Below are 18,388 nucleotides of genomic sequence, written 5' to 3' on the forward strand. Positions count from 1 at the left end.
TTCCGGTCACCGCCTGAAAGGATGGATTGGCGCGCACGGAGCGGGGGCACTACCCGCTTGCGCGCGGGCGGCTCAGCCGGCGCGCACATCACCATGGCTTGAGGGAGCGACATGCAGGTCTGGCCGGGCGAGCGGTATCCCCTGGGCGCCACCTACGACGGGATGGGCACCAACTTCGCCATCTTCTCCGAGGTGGCCGAGCGGATCGAGCTGTGCCTGTTCGACGAGTGGGACACCGGCGCGGAGCGCCGTGTGGAGCTGCGTGAGGTCGACGCGTACGTCTGGCACGCGTACCTGCCGGGCATCGAGCCGGGGCAGCGCTACGGCTACCGGGTGCACGGGCCGTACGACCCGGCGAACGGGTTGCGCTGCAACCCGCACAAGCTGCTGCTCGACCCGTACGCCAAGGCCATCGACGGTGACGTCACCTGGGACCCGGCGGTGTACGACTACGAGCTGGGCGACCCGGAGCGGATGAACGAAACCGACTCGGCGCCGTTCATGCCCAAGTCGGTCGTGGTGAACCCGTACTTCGACTGGGGCAACGACAAGCCGCCGCGCACCCCGTACCACCACTCGGTGATCTACGAGGCGCACGTGCGCGGGCTGACCATGCGGCACCCGGACATCCCGGAGGAGCTGCGCGGCACGTACGCGGGGATCGCCTCTCCGCCGATGATCGAGCACCTGACCCGGCTCGGGGTGACGGCGATCGAGCTGATGCCGGTGCACCAGTTCGTGCACGACCACCGGCTGCACGACCTGGGCCTGCGCAACTACTGGGGTTACAACACGATCGGCTTCTTCGCCCCGCACCACGGCTACTCGGCGCTGGGCCGCCTGGGCCAGCAGGTGCAGGAGTTCCGGGGCATGGTCAAGGCGCTGCACGCGGCGGGCATCGAGGTCATCCTCGACGTGGTCTACAACCACACCGCCGAGGGCAACCACCTCGGGCCGACGTTGAGCTTCAAGGGCGTGGACGCGCCGAGCTACTACCGGCTCAGCGAGGAGGACCGCCGCTACTTCGTCGACTACACCGGCACCGGCAACAGCCTGAACGTGCGCTCCCCGCACTCGCTGCAACTGATCATGGATTCGTTGCGGTACTGGGTGACCGAGATGCACGTCGACGGGTTCCGCTTCGACCTGGCGGCCACCCTGGCGCGCGAGTTCTACGAGGTGGACCGGCTCTCCACGTTCTTCGAGGTGGTGCAGCAGGACCCGGTGGTCAGCCAGGTGAAGCTGATCGCCGAGCCGTGGGACGTCGGTCCGGGCGGCTACCAGGTGGGCAACTTCCCGCCGCTGTGGACGGAGTGGAACGGCAAGTACCGGGACACCGTCCGGGACTTCTGGCGCGGTGAGCCGGCGACCCTGGCCGAGTTCGCGTCGCGCATCTCCGGCTCGGCCGACCTGTACCAGGACGACGGCCGTCGCCCGTTCCACAGCATCAACTTCGTGACCGTGCACGACGGGTTCACGCTCAACGACCTGGTGTCGTACAACGACAAGCACAACGAGGCCAACGGCGAGGACAACCGGGACGGCGAGAGCCACAACCGGTCGTGGAACTGTGGCGTGGAGGGCGACACCGACGACGAGGCGGTGCTCGCCCTGCGGGCCAAGCAGCGGCGCAACTTCCTGGCCACGATGATGCTGTCGCAGGGCGTGCCGATGATCGGCCACGGCGACGAGTTGGGGCGTACCCAGCACGGCAACAACAACGCCTACTGCCAGGACAGCGAGCTGGCCTGGATCGACTGGGACAACGCCGACGAGCAGTTGCTGGACTTCGTGCGGATGCTCACCGACTTCCGCAAACGCCACCAGGTGTTCCGCCGCCGCCGCTTCTTCACCGGCCTGCCGGTGGGCGGGCGGGACGTCGACGAGCCGCTGCCCGATCTGGCCTGGCACACCCCGGACGGGCGGGAGATGACCGGCGAGGACTGGGGCAACGACTTCGGCCGCTCGGTGGCGCTGTTCGTCAACGGCGAGGGCATCCGCGAGCGCGGCCAGTACGGCCAGCGGCACCACGACGCCTCGTTCCTGCTGTGCTTCAACGCCCACGACGCGCCGCTGGACTTCACGATGCCCGGCAGCGAGTACGGGCAGAAGTGGGAACGGGTCATCAGCACCGCCGATCCCGACCCGGACGACGCCACGGTGATCAGCGCGGGCGGCACCATCCGGGTGCCGGACCGGTCCCTCGTCGTGTTGGAGAGGATGATCTGACATGCCGGCCACCCCTCCCAAGGCCACCTACCGCGTCCAGGTCCGCCCCGGGTTCGACCTGGACGCCACCGCCGCGATCCTCGACTACCTGCACGACCTCGGCGTCAGCCACCTCTACACCGCCCCGCTGCTGGCCGCCACGCCCGGCTCCCAGCACGGCTACGACGTCGTCGACCACCGCGTCGTCAACCCGGAGCTGGGCGGGGAGGCGGCCCGGCAGCGGCTGATCCGCGCCCTGCGCGACAAGCAGCTCGGCCTGGTCGTCGACATCGTGCCGAACCACGCCGGGGTCGCCGTACCGCCGGCCAACCCGGCCTGGTGGGACGTGCTGCGCCGGGGGCGCGACTCGTCGTACGCGAGCTGGTTCGACATCGACTGGGACCGGGGCCGGCTGCTGCTGCCGGTCCTCGCCGACGACCCGGCCGCCCTGGACGACCTCAAGATCGTCGACGGTGAGTTGCGCTACCACGAGCACCGCTTCCCGATCGCCGACGGCACGGGTGACGGCACCGCCCGCGAGGTGCACGACCGGCAGCGCTACGAGCTGGTCTCCTGGCGGCGCGGGGACGCCGAGCTGACGTACCGCCGGTTCTTCGCCATCGCGGGCCTGGCGGGCCTGCGGGTGGAGGACCCGGCGGTGTTCGCGGCCGTGCACGAGCTGATCCTGCGCTGGGTCGCCGACGGCGAGGTCCACGGCATCCGCGTCGACCACCCGGACGGCCTACGCGACCCGGCCGGCTACCTCGCGCGGCTGCGCGAGGCCGCGCCGGACGCCTGGCTCGTGGTGGAGAAGATCCTGGAGTACGGCGAGGAGCTGCCGGACTGGCCGGTGGACGGTACGACCGGCTACGACGCCCTGGCCATGGTCGGTGGGCTGTTCATCGACATCGACGCCGAGGGCGACTTCACCGCGCTGGACAACCGGGTCACCGGGCGGCGCACCTCCTGGGAGGATCTGACCCACACCACCAAGCTGGCCGCCGCCACCCAACTGCTCTCCGCCGAGCTGACCCGGCTCGCGGCCCTCGCGCCCGAGGTGCCCACCGAGCAGGCCCGCGCGGCGCTCGCCGAGCTGGCCGCCGCGTTCGACGTCTACCGCGGGTACCCGCCGCACGGCGCCCGGCACCTCGCCGCCGCCCGCTCCGAGGCCGGCCGCCGCCGCCCCGACCTGGTCGGCGCCCTGGACGCGATCACCCGCCGACTGCGCGAACCGGACGACGAGCTGGGCATGCGGTTCCCGCAGCTCACCGGCGCGGTGATGGCCAAGGGCGTCGAGGACACCGCCTTCTACCGGTGGACGCGTTTCGTGGCGCTCAACGAGGTCGGCGACAGCCCCACCCGCTTCGGGGTGCCACCGGCGGAGTTCCACCGCTTCGCCGCCGCCCAACAGATCCGCTGGCCGGATAGCATGACCACCCTCTCCACCCACGACACGAAGCGAAGCGAGGACGTCCGCGCCCGCCTCGCCGTGCTCAGCGAGCTGCCGGGTCAGTGGGCCGACCAGGTCAAGGCCTGGATGGAGTACGCGCCACTGCCCGACCCGGCGTTCGCCCACCTGCTCTGGCAGACGGCCGTCGGCGCGTGGCCGATCGAGCGGGAGCGGCTGCACGCGTACGCCGAGAAGGCCGCCCGGGAGGCCGGGGCGTCGACCAGCTGGGCGGACCCGGACCCGGCCTTCGAGCAGGCGCTGCACGCGCTCGTCGACCTGATGTACGACGACCCGAGCCTGCACGACGAGCTGACCGAACTCGCCGCCGCGATCACCCCGGCCGGCTGGTGCAACTCCCTCGGGCAGAAGCTGATCCAGCTCACCATGCCCGGCGTGCCGGACACCTACCAGGGCACCGAGCTGTGGGACAACTCCCTGGTCGACCCGGACAATCGCCGGCCGGTCGACTTCGACGTACGCCGGGAATTGCTGGCACGGCTCGACGACGGCTGGCGTCCCCCGGTCGACACCGACGGCGCGGCGAAGCTGCTCGTCGTGTCGCGGACGCTGCGCCTGCGGCGGGCGCACCCGGAGCTGTTCACCACCTACCGGCCGGTGCCGGCACACGGCCCGGCCGGCCGGCACGTGGTGGCGTTCGACCGGGGTGGCGTGATCGCCGTGGCGACCCGCCTGCCGCTCGGCCTGGCCCGGGCCGGGGGCTGGTGTGACACAGCCCTGTCGCTCGGCGTTAACGAAGTGAAGGACCTGTTCACCGGCCGGGTCTACAGTGGCGGGGAGGTCCCGTTGGACAATCTCCTCGCGGACTACCCCGTTGCTCTGCTGGCTCCTCCCACCGCTGCCGAGGAGGCCTCGTCATGACCGAATTCTCCGTCTGGGCGCCGGACGCCAGCCGGGTGCGCCTGCGCCTGGCCGGCGACACCGACCACGACATGCGCGCCACCACCGACGGCTGGTGGACGGTCGACGTGCCCGACGCCGGCCTCGACTACTCCTTTCTGCTGAACGACGACGAAACCCCGCTGCCCGACCCCCGCTCCCCGTGGCAGCCTGCGGGTGTGCACGGGCCGAGCCGCCGTTACGACCACAGCGCCTTCGCGTGGTCCGACACCGCGTGGACGGGCCGCCAGCTGCCCGGCAGCGTCCTCTACGAGCTGCACATCGGCACCTTCACCCCGGAGGGCACCTTCGACGCGGCCATCGACCGCCTCGACCACCTGGTCGACCTCGGCGTCGACCTGATCGAACTGCTCCCGGTCAACGCCTTCAACGGCGAACACAACTGGGGGTACGACGGCGTCTGCTGGTACGCCCCACACGAGCCCTACGGCGGCCCCGACGGCCTGAAACGGTTCGTCGACGCCGCCCACTCGCGCGGGTTGGGGGTGATCCTCGACGTCGTCTACAACCATTTCGGGCCCTCCGGGGCCTACGCGCCGCGGTTCGGCCCCTACCTCGCAGAGCAGAGCAACAGTTGGGGCCGCTCGATCAACCTCGACGGCCCGCACTCGGACGAGGTACGCCGTTACATCATCGACAGCGTGCTCATGTGGCTGCGCGACTACCACGTCGACGGCCTGCGGCTCGACGCGGTGCACGCGCTGCCGGACACCCGTGCGGTGCCTCTGCTTGAGGAGTTGGCCGTCGAGGTCGAGTCGCTGTCGACCCACCTGGGCCGGCCGTTGTCGCTGATCGCGGAGTCCGACCTCAACGACCCCCGGCTCATCACGCCCCGGGAGGCGGGCGGGTTCGGCCTGCACGCCCAGTGGAACGACGACGCCCACCACGCCCTGCACACGCTGCTGACGGGGGAGCGGCAGGGCTACTACGGGGACTTCGGCTCCCTGGAGACGCTGTCGGACGTGCTGACGGGTGGCTTCTTCCACGCGGGGACCTGGTCGAGCTTCCGGAACCGGCACCACGGGCGGCCCCTGGACTCCCGCGTCCCCGGGCACCGGCTCGTCGCCTACTTGCAGAACCACGACCAGATCGGCAACCGGGCCACCGGGGATCGGATCTCGGCCTCCCTGTCGTCGGCTCTGGTGCGGGTCGGCGCGATGCTGCTGCTGACGGCGCCGTTCACGCCGATGCTGTTCATGGGGGAGGAGTGGGCGGCGTCCACGCCGTGGCAGTTCTTCACGTCGCACCCAGAGCCGGAGTTGGCGTCTGCCGTGCGGACCGGGCGGCGGCGGGAGTTCGCGTCGCACGGGTGGCCGGAAGGGGACGTGCCTGATCCGCAGGACCCGGAGACCTTTACTCGGTCGCGGTTGGACTGGGCCGAGCTGGACAAGCCTGAGCATGCTTCGATGCTGGCCTTTTATCAGCGGCTGATCGCGTTGCGGCGGTCGGTGGCTGATCTGTCCGATCCTCGGATGCACGCGGTTTCTGTGCAGCACGGGGATCAGTTCCTGCTGATGCGGCGGGGGGACACGTTGGTCGTGGCGAACTTTGCTGGGCGGGGGCAGGGTGTGTCGCTGCCGGGGGTGGCTCGGCGGGTGTTGCTGGCTACGGGGGAGGGGGTCACGGTGATGCGGGACCGGATCGAGCTACCAGCGGAGACTGCGGCGATCGTGGCGCTCTGAACCCCGTACTACGAGGGCCACTTGTCCTGGCCAGGTCCCAGCTTATGTGGCAGGTCCGACGGCAGCGCTTGAACATCGACAATCAGGATATTGCAATTGCCTTGTGGACTTGCTCGACTGCCGCCGCTACCGCGCCGATAACGGGCACTGCTTCTAGGGCTCCCTTAAGGAGAGCCTTCGCGATCGTCGGCTTTGGCTTGTCCGATCGCATTTCCGCGCTAAAGCTTTCGAACAATTCCTTCGCTTCAGCGTTTCCTGTGTCGATTATGGCTCGTTCAATTACGAGCAAGGCCTGCAGGGTGGCATCATCGTATTTCCCTTCAAGCTCATTGAACGAATTGAAGTTGGTGCTGCGATTGACCACTCGACCATTGGGTGCATTGATATAGTCACCGTTCACGTTAATTTCTCCGGTAAGGACTAGTCGTTGAAAATGGGAGAGGCCCGCCTGGGTAATCTTGATCTGTTCATGGCGTTCTGGCCGGCGGCGGGGGTCGGGCATGGGTAGGCTTGAGGAGGTGTCCTGGTTCTTCTCGACTATCTCCGAGAAGCCGTGGTATATCAGCCTGTGCGTTGCTAGGCAGGTATCCTCGTATGGCTGCTCAATGGCGTCACTCAGGGCGGCGACGGTGACAGCCTGCCCGTGGTCTCGGTGCAGTCTGCTCAAAATCTTCCGCTCGAGATCAAGCCGTTGCTGATCGGTCATATTCTCTGAGCGGCGGAGCGCCTCTGCGAAGCGCTCTTTACTCTTGGCTGATGAGGAAATGCCGACCCAGATCGCAATTGCGACGCTTACGGCTACTAGCGTTAGGCAGAGCGTGCTACCTGCTTGATCTGGCGGAGTCCCGCCGGGGGAGATGGTGGGTGAGGGCGCCGCGTAAAGCCACATGGGGGTAGCGCCTCCAAGATTCGCCTCCTCGATCTTGCGGCGCATAGCCTTCCTTTCAATCTTGATGGAGTCAACTCTTCTGTCGTCGACCCGTCAGAAGACAAGGTCCGAGCCGTCAGTACACCTGGCTGGCCTATTTCATCGCTGTCGATTCAAGCGGTTCTGCTAAGCTGCGGGGAAGTCGCCATCACGCGAGACTGACCCAACTTTGCATGCGTAGGGCGATGCCTGGGCTGAACTGCAAAGGCGCGGCACCGCTAATTGGAAGGTTGCCAACGATCCGCAACGCGAGTTAGATCGATGAGCGGGTGGGGCTGTTCCCGGTAGACGCCGGACGGTTCCGGGGTGCGTTGTCCGGACGAAAACTGGGCGGTCTATGTTTTTCTCTACCGCCCCGTCGTCAATCGTCAGGAAAGGTTAGACCGCCTGCGAAGTACGTCGGAGCGCGTTGGTTGCGGGCATGCATCGCCGCACCTACCCGGGTGACGACGTTGTCTGGGAGGCGGCGCTCAGCCTCATAGCGCGAGAAGAAGGCGGCGTCCTCCAACTCCACTTCTGGCAAGGTGAAGGCGTCCAGGCCAGCAACGGACCCGCAGTCAAAGGTGAAACTGACGAGCGCGCGGGGACGCTGTCCGGTGGGGGGTGCCCAGTCGACTACTAGCAGAGCGCCCACCATCAGCGCGACGCCCAACTCTTCTCGAATCTCACGGGCGCAGGCGTCATGCGGGTACTCGCCCTCGTCTACGTAACCTCCTGGGAAGGCCCAGTGGTCGCGGTACGTGGGTTTGACGAGCAGGACGTTCTCCGCTGGGTCGGTGATGAAAGCCGCAGCGGCAGCGTAGAAGGAAGCCAGGTTGGCATACCAGGTGGCAGGCTCCGTCCAGGTCACCCCGGTGACGGTAGCGGACATGCCTAAGAACGCTTTCGCTCTACGTAGCTGCTGGTGTGGCTGCGAGAGCAAGCAGGGCTTCGTTGAGCTGGGGCGATGCCCGGTACATGCGGAGATTGGTGGTGAGTTCGCGGAGTCGCTGACGAACGCGCACCGACTGGACGGCCGCAGCGTCCTGCACCAGCGTCCGGCTCCAGGCACAGGCCGCATCGGTGTCACCAGCGCGGGCATAAGTCAGAGCGACGAGGGTCGTGTGCAGGGCACGGGTTCGGGTGTTCTGACTGCCGAGGGCAAGCGCGGCGGGTGCATGTCGTAGGGCCTGCGGGTACAGGCGCAGGTCGCCTAGGCATCTCAGCGCGGCCCCGGCCAGGTGAGCCGGGGTGAAGTAGCCGACCCAGCGTGGGCCAAGTTCGGTGTCCGCTTGGCCAAGAAAGCGCTCAGCCTTCTTGAGGGAGAGTTGGGAGGCACGCCGCTCACCAGCCTGACCATAGGCAGTGGCGGCGGTGGCGTATAACCGCGCGAGGACCGTGGCGGGTGCACGGCCAGCTCCGTCAATGGCAGCTTCCGCGAGCCGAGCAGCCTCCCGAGCGTGACCAAGAAACACGGCCTGGGTGGCAAGGTTCGCCAGTAGGTGAGCGCCGTAGAGGCGGTCGTTGCCGGCCTTGGCAAGCCGCAGACCGAGGGTCACGTGATGTTGCGCCATGGCGTGTTCGCCCGCGTCATAGGACATGAAGGCGAGTTGACCGGCGAGCGTTGCCGCCGCGCGCATGAGGTCGCGTCCCACCGGATCGGTGTAGGTGCCCCGCAACATCGGCCCGACCTGACGACCAAGAAGGTCGGCCATGACGGCACGGGTATGCGGAGAACCGCTGCCGTGACGTCGGTCCAGGTCCGTGAAATGGTCCACCAGCGCGTACAGCGACTGGACGTCCGTGGAGGTCACCTGCTGCCGGCCGCGCCGACTGACCGCCTGATCGGGCAGGTCGTACCGCCAGCCGAGCGCCGCCTGTAGGGCTTTACCGCTGTCGAAGCTCCCGTCTACCTGCCGCTGCAGGTGCTTCGTGAGCGTGACCCAGATCTGCTCGACGGCATCTATCGCCGCATCGACGGAAGCCGGGTAAACGCATGTTCCGATGCTGTGGGAAGCGCCGAATCCCAGCTCCGAGGCAGAGACGGTACGCCCGAGTTTGCGAGTGAGTGTTTCGGCCATCGCCTCCTGGACGTGCTCCCCAGGCCGGCGACCGCGCAACCACCAGTAGACGCTGGCCGCGTCGTACCGCCAGGCGCCCTGCTCTCGGCCGGCGTGATTGAGCTGGCGCGCGAATGCGGCGTGTGCGTTCCCGTAGCCAGCGGCAGTCAACAGCCCGTCGAACGCCGCATTCGTCACCGGTCGCACCACGTTCAGCCTCCAGCCATCACACAACTACCAACAGTGATGAGCCTATGAGTTTCCGTCGTCCGATGGGGACCCGCGCAACCCCGCGCAAGCCACGTCCTGACCAGCGCAACCGAGCACATCGTTCGCCATCTGGCCCGTCGGCCGGCAGCCCGCTTGCCTGGTTGCAGGGAGTTCCCGGGTGGCGGCAGAGGCTCAGTGTCCCGCCCCGTTTGACGGAGGTGGAGATGGGCAGCGATAGGCAACCGAGCAAGGGTGAACAGGCTGAAGCGGCCGAGCAGGAGGCTGCCAAGCAGCGCATCCTGGCCCAGGCCGAGGCGGAACGCGTACCCGTGGACGACACGACCCGCGCGGTCCCGGACCGGCGGTGGCGGCGTGAGCAGCGATGACCTCCCCATCGGACGACGGGTGGCCGGTTGGCGGGTGCGGCGGTCGATGACCCAGCAGATGCTGGCCGATCGGCTACGCAGGTCGAAGAGCTGGGTGGACAAAATCGAGCGCGGCGTCCGACCCCTGGACCGGTACTCGGTGATCCAGGAGCTCTCCCGCGTCCTGCGGGTCGACCCGGAGGTGCTGCTCGGCCAGCCACCCAGCACCCCGACGAGCACTCCGCCCGGGGTGGACGACATCAGAGCCGCGCTCGCCCGCTACGACACCCCGCCGACCCCACCACACCTGCACGAGCTGAGGCGGCAGGTCGGGCACGCCTGGTTGACCTACCAGCACGCGCACTACCCGGAGCTGCTGCGTGTGGTGCCGGGTCTGCTCGACGCTGCCCAGGGTGCGCGGTCGCCGGAGGTGCTGGTGCAGGCGTATCGGATCACCGCTCTGCTGTTGGTCAAGCTCGGTGAGGCCGACCTCGCCTGGCTGGCCGCCGACCGGGCGATCGGCACCGCCGCCGACGATCCGTGCCTCGCAGCGACGGCGGCAATCGCGGTTGCCCAGGCCCTACGCGCGTCGGGCCGCGACCGCCTGGCCTTGACCGCGGCGCTCGCCGCCGCGCACCGCATCGGGCCGCAGCGGTCGGCGGGGGAGTGGGCCGTGGGCGGCACGCTGCTGCTCCAGGCTGCCCTCGCCGCAGCCGGCTGCGGCGAGCACCACCGCGCCGACGAGCTGACCGACCGGGCCGCGGGGGTCGCCAGAAACCTTCGGGGGTACGACGACCAGCATCACACCAGCTTCGGGCGGACGCCCGTCGAGCTGGTACGGGTGCTGCTGGAGGCCTCGCGGGACAATGCCGTCGAGGCGCTACGCCGGCACTCGATCGTGGTGCGGCGGGAGGGGTGGCAGAGGTTGCCGGCCGAGCATCGGGGCGCGTACCTGGTGGATGTCGCGCGGGCGTACCTGCACATGGGTGACCTGCGCGGGGCGGCGCGGGCGCTTGTGGACGCGGACAGTGTCGCGCCGGCTGAGGTTCGGTGCCGGCCTCTGACGCGTACTCTCATCGCCGACGTTGCTCGCGCACAGCCGGCGCCGGCCGGCGTGGCGCGTCTGGCGACTCTGGTCGGCCTCACCCGATGAGGGGAGTGCTGCTAGGCGTGTCCGTCGCTGCCGGTCCGCGCGAGAAGGCCACGAACGGCACCGGCATGTGGATCTCCGAGGGGATCGAGGATCTGTAGTGCCTGTAGCCAGCAGCGTTGCGCGTCTTCGTGCTGGCCGGCGGCGTGGTGGGTGTCGCCGAGGGCGGCCAGCGTGAGTCCTTCGCAGCGTCGGTCGTCGAACCTGCGGAACAGCTCAAGGGCGTGCGTGTGCCGTTCCAGGGCCTCGTCGAGTCGTCCGAGCTGCTGATATGCCAGGCCGAGGGGATAGGAGGCCCAAGCGACGCTCCAGTGATCGTCGATGCTGCCGAGGATGGCGACGGCTTCCTGGTAGTGGGCGATGGCCGTGTCGAGGTGTCCTCGTGCGCGGTGCCCGTTGCCGAGGCTGAGCAACGACATGCCCTCACCTCGGGTGATGCCATTGCGGCGGAAGACCTCCCGCGCCTGGCTGTAAAGTTCCATGGCTTTGTCGGTCTGCCCAAGCTCCTCGTGGATGAGGCCCAGGCCGCGAAGACAAAATCCTTCCACCCAGTGGTCGTCGACCTCACGGCTCGCGGCGACGCCTTGCTGGTAGCAGTCGAGCGCGGCGTCGCGCTCCCCCGAGCGCCAGTAGGCGTCGCCGAGGCAGCGGAGGTTGGCGGCTTCGCCGAGACGCGATCCTGCCGAGCGTGCCGCGCGTAGGCCGGTGAGGTGGATGTCGCGCCAGTCGGCCCAGTACGACTTCAGTTCGAAGAAACCGTCACTGACCACCGGCAGTTGCCAGGCGATGTCGAGTTCTCCCAGATCGTCGGCCTGCCGGATGGTGTCCAGAAGGTTCAGCCGCTCATGCTCGAACCATGCCATCGCCTCGGCCACCGTGCGTGGAGGAGCGAGGGTGACGCCAGGTTCGCCCGGAGGTAGAGCGACGGCATGCGAGTACGGGAGGATGACCTTGCGGCCCTCCTCGGCCATGAGGAGGTACCAGGAGTAGACGCGGCGGCGCGATTGGCGCTGCTGCTCGGGCGTCTCCTCGGCCTGTGCTCGTTCCAGCGCGTAGGCGCGGAGGAGATCGTGGAACAGGTACCGGTCGCGGGCAGGGTTCTGCACGAGGTGCGCGGCGGTGAGCTGGTCGAGCAGACTGCGGGCTCGGGGCAGACTCAGGCCAGCGAGGGCCGCCGCTGCCGCCGCTGAGATGTCGGAGCCGGCGTGTAAGCCGAGTAGTCGAAAGAACCGTGCCGTGTCGTCGGGCAACGTCTGGTAGGACCACGAGAACACCGCGCGTACGTCGGAAAGCTCGTCATCGTCGACCGCGAGGGCGTCAAGCTGATGCTCGGCCAGGGCGAGGTCCGCGACGAACTCCGAGAGGGTGACATGGGGAGAGTTGGCGATGCGCTCCCCGATGATCCGCAGAGCGAGGGGGAGGTAGGCGCAGCGGCGAGCAAGTTCGGCGGCGGCCTGCGGCTCTGCGCTGACCCGACCGCCGCCGATGTTGTCGCTGAGCAGCGCGATTGCCTCGTCCGGAGACAGAACGTCCAAGGTCATCCGCGACGCTCCTTCCCGTGCCACAAGGCCGGAAAGTCGGCTGCGGCTGGTGACGATCGCCATGCAGGTCGGTGTGGCCGGGAGTAGCGGCCGGACTTGACCGACGGTGGACACATTGTCCACCACGATCAGGACGCGCTTGCCGTTCAGGACGGACCTGAACAGGGCGGCACGTCCGTCAGTGTCCGTGGGGATCTGCTCGGCCGGTACGTGCAGAGCGCGGAGGAACGTGTCCAGTGCCTGGCCGACATCGAGGGCTGGCCCAGGACCGTAGCCGCGCATGTCGACGTAGAGGTCACCGTCGGTGAACCATCTGCGTACTCGGTGGGCCCAGTGCACGGCCAGAGCTGTCTTGCCAACACCGGGGGCGCCCGCGATGGCAGCCGCGGTCGGGAAGCCCGCAGCCGCGTGGTTCCCATCGGTCGGCAGTGCCGCGTCAAGGCGGGTGAGGGTCTGCTCACGGTTGACGAAGCCGGTCGCATTGAGGGGAAGCTGACGTGGCGGCTGTAGACCTCCTCGCTGCCACGCCGACGACGAGCGACCGGTCATGGGGTCTTGGTCTGGAGCTGGTCTGTGATCTTCCGGTAGGGGACCGATGCCGCGACGGCCGCGTCACGCCACAGATTGGCCTGCACGATCTGCTCCGGCTCGCTGATCAACTCCCCGGATACGAAGCGCCCTTCGTCGTCGTAGTACATGGCCACCAGCCGTGCCGAGTCGAACAACCAGTAGTCATAGTGCGGTAACGCGGCCGGCCAGTCGTCGCCGGAGACCACGATGAGGCGGACGTCCTCGCCTGCCTCAACGGTGTGCTCGTAGGCCCAACCGCACTCGAACCGCACGTAATCCGACAGCGGCTCGGAGACGACATGGACCCGGTGCATACGCTTGCCCGCCGACACCGCCGCCCGCACGGTCTCGCACCAAGCCGCGATCCCCGGAAACTCGCCTCGGGTCTCACCCGCAAGGAACCGCGCGAACTCGTCCTGCTCGTACGACACGTCGTATCGCTGAAGCGTCTCCAGCCGGTATGCCGTGTAACGGAAGTCGCGAAACAGTTGGTTGAACTCGTCGTCATCCAGGGACGTGAACGACCGGGTCAACGCTCGATCACCGCTGCTCGGACTGGCGGTAGCGCTCGATGGCACCGAGCAGGACCTCGGCGGGAATCCGCACCGCGCCCTCGCCAGGAAGAACGTTCTCCAGCTCGCTGACGGTGTCCTCGTCGATGAGGCTCCCCTGAACGACAAGCTCCCCGCTCTCTCCGAGGTAGACCGTCGGGCACCCGTTGCCACCCGAGCCAGGATCCTTGTAGAGCTTGGTCAACTTCATCGTGACCTCCACCAGAGACGGACGGCTGGCAAGTGCTGTCGGTCAGGAGAGTAGTGCGCAGCGTAGTGGCCCAACAAGTCGATACCGTGCGTCTGGCCCGTTGGCGCGTACCCTCATCGCCGATTGTGCGCGGGCGCGGCCGGCGCCGGCCGGCGTGGCGCGACTGGCGACGCTGGTCGGCCTCACCCGCTGAATCGGTACGCCCCGCCGAGCTGATCGGCCTCAAGATCCGCGCAACATCAGGGAAACTGCTGTCTCCCGCGCGCCCGAGGCAGCAGTTTCGGTGAAGTTGTGCGGGTGCTCGCATCGATGCCTTCGCCCGGCGTGCGGGTGTGGGTGCTGCGCGGCGGTGACGACACGCCTGGTCGGCGGGTCGGTCGCACCAGGGCGTGCCGGCGGGTACTCCGATGAGGCTGATGACTCAGCGGCATTGTGATGCCTCAGAGTCATCAGCCTCAATCGCACCTTGCCTCGGGCACCGCGACACGGCGACGGTCACCCAGCCGGCACCCGCGCGGGACGCGAATCTCGGGGTCGGCGAGCCGCCCGCGCATGTGGTCTCCTGTTCCTGACGGGTCGTGCGGCCGGGGGAGGTGCGCGCAGTGGGCAGATGGTTCAACCGCAGCCGCAAACGCGACGACGAGCCGCCGCGCGAAACGGAGTCGACCGTCCCGGTCATCGAGATCACTCTCAACCATGACGGCCGCTCGATCAGCGAGACGATCGGCGGTCCGACGGCCTTCGGGTTGCAGTATCACGCCTTCCACGACCAGTACGGCGCGACCGACCCGCGGACGTTGGCGGCGGGCACCCGGTACGCGCAGGAGTTGATGCGCACTAACGACATCGCCGAGGCCGTGGCCGTCTATCAGCAGATCGTCGGGTTGCGCAGTTCGGCGCTCGGGCCGGAGCATCCCGACACCCTGCGCAGCAAGCACAGCCTGGGCTTCGCGCTCTGGCAGCTCGGCGCGCACGCCGAGGCGGAACCGGTGCAGCGGGACGTCTACGAGGCGCGCCGTCGGGTGCTGGGTGACGACGACGCCGAGACGTTGCGCAGTGGCAACAACCTGGGCTGGTTGCTGATCGAGCTGCGTCGGATGGACGAGGCCGAGCCGCTGCTGCGGCGGGTCGCCGACGGTATGGCGCGGACGCTGGGCAGGGACGACGCGGACACCCTGGCCTGCCAGATGAAACTGGCCAGCCTGCAACACCTGCGGGGCGACAGCCGGCAGGCCGAGCGGGCGATGCGGGACGTGGTCCGGCGGATGACCAGGACGTTGGGGCCCACCAACCCGGTGACGCTCCAGGCGCGCAGCAACCTGCTGGTCGTCCTGCTCGACGCCGGCCGGGCGGCCGAGGCGGTCGAGGCGGCCCGGGCGCTCGCCGACGACGCCGGGCGCGTGCTCGGCACCACCGACGGGGTACGTCTGCACGCCCGGCACTCCCTGGCCAGAGCGCTCGCCGGGACGGGGCGGCGGGCCGAGGCGATCCGGCTGCTGGCCGACACGCTGCCGGACAGTGAACGGGGCCGGGGCGTCGACCATCCCGGCACCCTGGAGATGCGGACGCTCTTCGCCCAACTGCTGATCGAGGCGGGTGACCGGCGGGCGGGCGGTGTGGCGCGGGCCGCGCTGGCCGGGTGCGAACGCGTACACGGCCCGGGTCATCCCGACACGGAGCGGGCCCGGGCGCTGGTCCTGCGTACCCGCTGATCTCAGCCTCCGTTGTGGACGTGCGCGGCCCACAGCGTCGGCGCGAGGGGGTAGCGGTCCCGCAGCCCCCGTACGGCCGAGTGCAGCGCGTACGCCGCCGACCCGGTCGGGTCGCCGTGCGCGTAAAAGGCGGTGGTCAGGTCGAGGGAGATCGCGTCGTCGACCTCCCACAGGGTGCCGATGACGTTCCGGAACCCGGCGAGCTGGAACGCGCCGGTGATGTGCAGCGACTCGTCGACGAGGGTCGGCGGGGCCTGGGTGGTCGCGCAGGCCGACAGGAACGCGAACTCCGCGTCCAGGTCAAGCCGGGACACGTCGGCGACGGTGAGCGGGTTGTCCTGGTGGTCGTGCACGAGCAGCCGGCCCTGCGCCGGATCGTGCGGATCAGCCACCGCGTGGCACGCGAAGTGCGCGTACGCCGAGTCGGCCAACCGGTCCAGGACCTGGTCGCGGGTGGCCTGCGCGTCCAGCCCGGTCCACGCTCCGGGCAGCGCCCGCGCCGCCGACGCGGCCTCACGTTCCGCGCTGGGCAGGCCGGCCGGGCCGCCGGGGGTGGCGCGCATCGCCACCACGCAGGACCGGGCGTCCGGCCGGGGCTGGCGCGACCCGGTGCGTTTGCGGGCGAGCGCGGTCACGGTCGGGGTGTAGGAGGAGACCACCCGGTCGAGGGCGGCCCCGGCGGCACCGGCCTGCGCGGCGTGCAGGGGAAAGAACGCCAGCGGACCCACCGGACACCACCAGACGCGCGGCAGCTCGCCGCCGGTCCCGGGCGCGTCGATCCGCTCCAGCACCGGCCCGACGAGGGCAGACCACAACCATTCGAGTACGCCGGTGAGCACCGACTGGGCGCGCAGGCGGCTCCGTGCGTCCGCCGTCGGATCGGGCGCCGTGGTGGTGGCCTCCTGGAGCAGCCGCAGCTGCGTCACCGCGTCGGCCAGCGACAGGTCCGGCAGCGGGAGCACCGTCACTCGGTGCTGCCTCAGGATGAGCGCGTCGCAGCGCAACCCGCTCACGATCGGCACGACCACGGTCCCGTCGACCTGGTCGAGGAGTTGCCGGGCGCTGGGCGTACGCAGGAAGTCACCCAGGCCGGGCAGCTCCCGGATCGTGGCCAGCAGCACGTTCCACTCGGTCTCCCGGTCCCGGCCGAAGGTGGTGGGTCGGGGCGATTCGGGGGCGGGCGCTTCGAAGTCCCGGCGCATCCGCTGGAAGTCGGCCGCCAGACGCCCGTCGACGCGTTGCAGCGCCGCCCACTCGCCATCCGCCGTCAACCGTTGGTGCAGCAGCAGGCCCCGGCCACGCTCCAGCAGCTCCAAGGCCCGCTCCGGCTGCCCCGCGCCGATCGCGCAGGAGGCGGCAGTCGCCGCCAGCCCGGCCGTCGAGCCGAGGTCGGCGTACTGGTCGTGTCGGGTACGCCCCCGCGACGCCAACCGGGGCAGCAGCGCGATGGCCTCCTCGAAGGCATCCGCCGCCTCCTCCCACCGGTCCAGCGTGGTCAGCGAGTAGGCCGCCTTGTCGAAGGCCTGGATCCGGACCGGTACGGCGCCGGACTCGATGCGGCCGGCGGCGAGCGCCCGTTCGGCCGCCTCGGTGAGCAGGGTCTTCTCACTGGTACGCAGGTAGGTCGCCCGCAACGCCTGGGCGATGGACAAGCCGGTCTCGACGCGCTGCGGATGGCGCGGGGGCAGGGACTCCAGCGCCTGGCGCAGCAGGACGAGCGACTCTTCCAGGTAGGCGGGCTCCCCGGTGGCGTCGTAGAGCAGCCGCAGGCTGTAGCCCAACTGGTCCAGGTACAAGGCGTGGTTGGGCTCCCCGCGTACGGACAGCGCGAGCGCCCGGCGCAGCAGGCCGATCGCCGTCTCCAGGGCGGAGACGTCGCCCGTCAGCCGGTGCGTCTTCATGCCGACGGTGGACAGGCTGGCGAGCGCCATCCGATGATGCGGATGGCGCTCTCCGACGGTGGTCAACGCGCCGGCGAACTCCTCCCAGGCCTGGCCGAGCAGGTCGGCCCGGCCGGTGCGGTCGACAAGGGTGAGCAGCGTCTGACCGAGCAGGAAACGCGCGTCGATGCTCTGCGGGGTGTGGTCCCGCAGCACCGCGACGGCCCGTTCGACATCGGCGGTGTGGGTGGTCCCGGCCGCCCTGGCCAGCAGGCACCGGGCGCGCAGCATGACGATCTGGTCCTGGTTGGGCCCGACGGTGTCCACCGACGACAGCAGGTCCAGCGCCTCGTCGACGTAGTCCTCCACACCGGTGAGCTGGTAGGCGCGTAACAGCGCCTCCGCGTGGATGCCCCGCAGCGCGGCCCGGTTCTCCTCGCTGATCCAGTTCTCGGCCATCTTGGCGATGGCGGTGAGCCGGTAGAGCGTGTCGACCGAGCCGTCGAAGTCGTGCCGGACCCGGTAGACCTGGCACTTCTTGAGCATCAGCATCGCGCTGTTGCCCAGGTCGGCCGAGGCGTCCTCCGCGAACTGCAGATACTGCTCGGCGACGTCCAGGAGTTGCGGCTCACCCTCGATCCGGGCCCTGGCCAACAGCACATCGGTGTACGTGACCAGCGCGAGCAGACCGTGCGTCGTACCCAACTCTTCGGCCAGAAAGGAGTCGGCCATCGTGCGGATCGCGGCCTCCAGCACGACGGTGGCCTCGATCAGGTCCTGCCGCGCCCGGTCCGCGTGATAGCGGTCGAGCAGCGCGGCCCCCAGCTCCACCTGGGCCTCGGCCCAGCGCCGGTCGCCGCGCCGCTGGCCGGCCGCGACACGACGCCAGTCGTTCACGGCGTCCCTCGTATTGCGACCCATCGGCGCACCTTCCCGTCGCGGATGCTCCCCAGCCTGCCAGCCGTGCGCCACA

At 69.2% G+C, this 18,388-nt stretch carries 13 protein-coding genes; 6 read left to right on the top strand and 7 right to left on the bottom strand.

Annotation, left to right across the window (positions count from 1 at the left end):
• The first annotated feature begins 111 nt into the window (after positions 1-111).
• Genes glgX through treZ form a run of 3 tightly spaced genes read left to right on the top strand, consistent with a single transcriptional unit; the run spans position 112 to position 6,258 of the window.
• Positions 112-2,229, top strand: coding sequence for a glycogen debranching protein GlgX (glgX, locus tag ACN269_RS02170; protein WP_421470743.1), 2,118 nt, complete (start codon positions 112-114; stop codon positions 2,227-2,229).
• 1 nt (position 2,230) lies between these two features.
• On the top strand, positions 2,231-4,537 hold the full coding sequence (gene treY / locus ACN269_RS02175; protein WP_421470744.1) for a malto-oligosyltrehalose synthase: 2,307 nt from the start codon (positions 2,231-2,233) through the stop codon (positions 4,535-4,537).
• Complete coding sequence (gene treZ, locus ACN269_RS02180; RefSeq protein WP_421470745.1) at positions 4,534-6,258, top strand: malto-oligosyltrehalose trehalohydrolase; 1,725 nt, start codon at positions 4,534-4,536, stop codon at positions 6,256-6,258. The genes treY and treZ overlap by 4 nt, the downstream gene beginning before the upstream one ends.
• 82 nt (positions 6,259-6,340) lie before the next feature.
• Here treZ and ACN269_RS02185 read toward each other — a convergent pair whose 3' ends face one another.
• The 3 genes from ACN269_RS02185 to ACN269_RS02195 form a co-directional block, all read right to left on the bottom strand.
• Positions 6,341-7,192, bottom strand: coding sequence for a hypothetical protein (locus ACN269_RS02185; RefSeq protein WP_421470746.1), 852 nt, complete (start codon positions 7,190-7,192; stop codon positions 6,341-6,343).
• A 355-nt stretch (positions 7,193-7,547) separates the two neighbouring features.
• Positions 7,548-8,036, bottom strand: a complete 489-nt coding sequence (locus ACN269_RS02190; RefSeq protein WP_421470747.1) for an NUDIX domain-containing protein — start codon at positions 8,034-8,036, stop codon at positions 7,548-7,550.
• A 40-nt stretch (positions 8,037-8,076) separates the two neighbouring features.
• A complete protein-coding gene (locus ACN269_RS02195) occupies positions 8,077-9,423 on the bottom strand; it encodes a hypothetical protein (protein WP_421470748.1) in 1,347 nt (448 codons plus the stop codon).
• A gap of 236 nt (positions 9,424-9,659) precedes the next feature.
• Here ACN269_RS02195 and ACN269_RS02200 point away from each other — a divergent pair, with 236 nt between their 5' ends.
• The gene (locus ACN269_RS02200; RefSeq protein ID WP_421470749.1) at positions 9,660-9,821 is read left to right on the top strand and encodes a hypothetical protein; all 162 of its coding nucleotides are present in this window, start codon (positions 9,660-9,662) and stop codon (positions 9,819-9,821) included.
• The gene (locus ACN269_RS02205) at positions 9,808-10,953 is read left to right on the top strand and encodes a helix-turn-helix domain-containing protein (protein WP_421470750.1); all 1,146 of its coding nucleotides are present in this window, start codon (positions 9,808-9,810) and stop codon (positions 10,951-10,953) included. The genes ACN269_RS02200 and ACN269_RS02205 overlap by 14 nt, the downstream gene beginning before the upstream one ends.
• An 11-nt stretch (positions 10,954-10,964) precedes the next feature.
• Here ACN269_RS02205 and ACN269_RS02210 read toward each other — a convergent pair whose 3' ends face one another.
• Genes ACN269_RS02210 through ACN269_RS02220 form a run of 3 tightly spaced genes read right to left on the bottom strand, consistent with a single transcriptional unit; the run spans position 10,965 to position 13,823 of the window.
• Positions 10,965-13,040, bottom strand: a complete 2,076-nt coding sequence (locus ACN269_RS02210; protein WP_421470751.1) for an ATP-binding protein — start codon at positions 13,038-13,040, stop codon at positions 10,965-10,967.
• On the bottom strand, positions 13,037-13,594 hold the full coding sequence (locus ACN269_RS02215) for a DUF6879 family protein (protein ID WP_421470752.1): 558 nt from the start codon (positions 13,592-13,594) through the stop codon (positions 13,037-13,039). The genes ACN269_RS02210 and ACN269_RS02215 overlap by 4 nt, the downstream gene beginning before the upstream one ends.
• A 7-nt stretch (positions 13,595-13,601) precedes the next feature.
• The gene (locus ACN269_RS02220) at positions 13,602-13,823 is read right to left on the bottom strand and encodes a hypothetical protein (protein ID WP_421470753.1); all 222 of its coding nucleotides are present in this window, start codon (positions 13,821-13,823) and stop codon (positions 13,602-13,604) included.
• 602 nt (positions 13,824-14,425) lie between these two features.
• Between ACN269_RS02220 and ACN269_RS02225 the strand changes: the two genes are divergently transcribed.
• Positions 14,426-15,535 (top strand): tetratricopeptide repeat protein, encoded by a 1,110-nt coding sequence (locus ACN269_RS02225; RefSeq protein ID WP_421470754.1) that lies wholly within the window; start codon positions 14,426-14,428, stop codon positions 15,533-15,535.
• Positions 15,536-15,537: 2 nt separating this feature from the next.
• On the opposite strand, the gene ACN269_RS02230 is transcribed toward ACN269_RS02225, so the two are convergent.
• On the bottom strand, positions 15,538-18,336 hold the full coding sequence (locus tag ACN269_RS02230) for a CHAT domain-containing protein (RefSeq protein WP_421470755.1): 2,799 nt from the start codon (positions 18,334-18,336) through the stop codon (positions 15,538-15,540).
• Positions 18,337-18,388: the final 52 nt, after the last annotated feature.

The organism is Micromonospora sp. WMMD736 (genome assembly GCF_049179015.1).
Taxonomy (GTDB): domain Bacteria; phylum Actinomycetota; class Actinomycetes; order Mycobacteriales; family Micromonosporaceae; genus Micromonospora.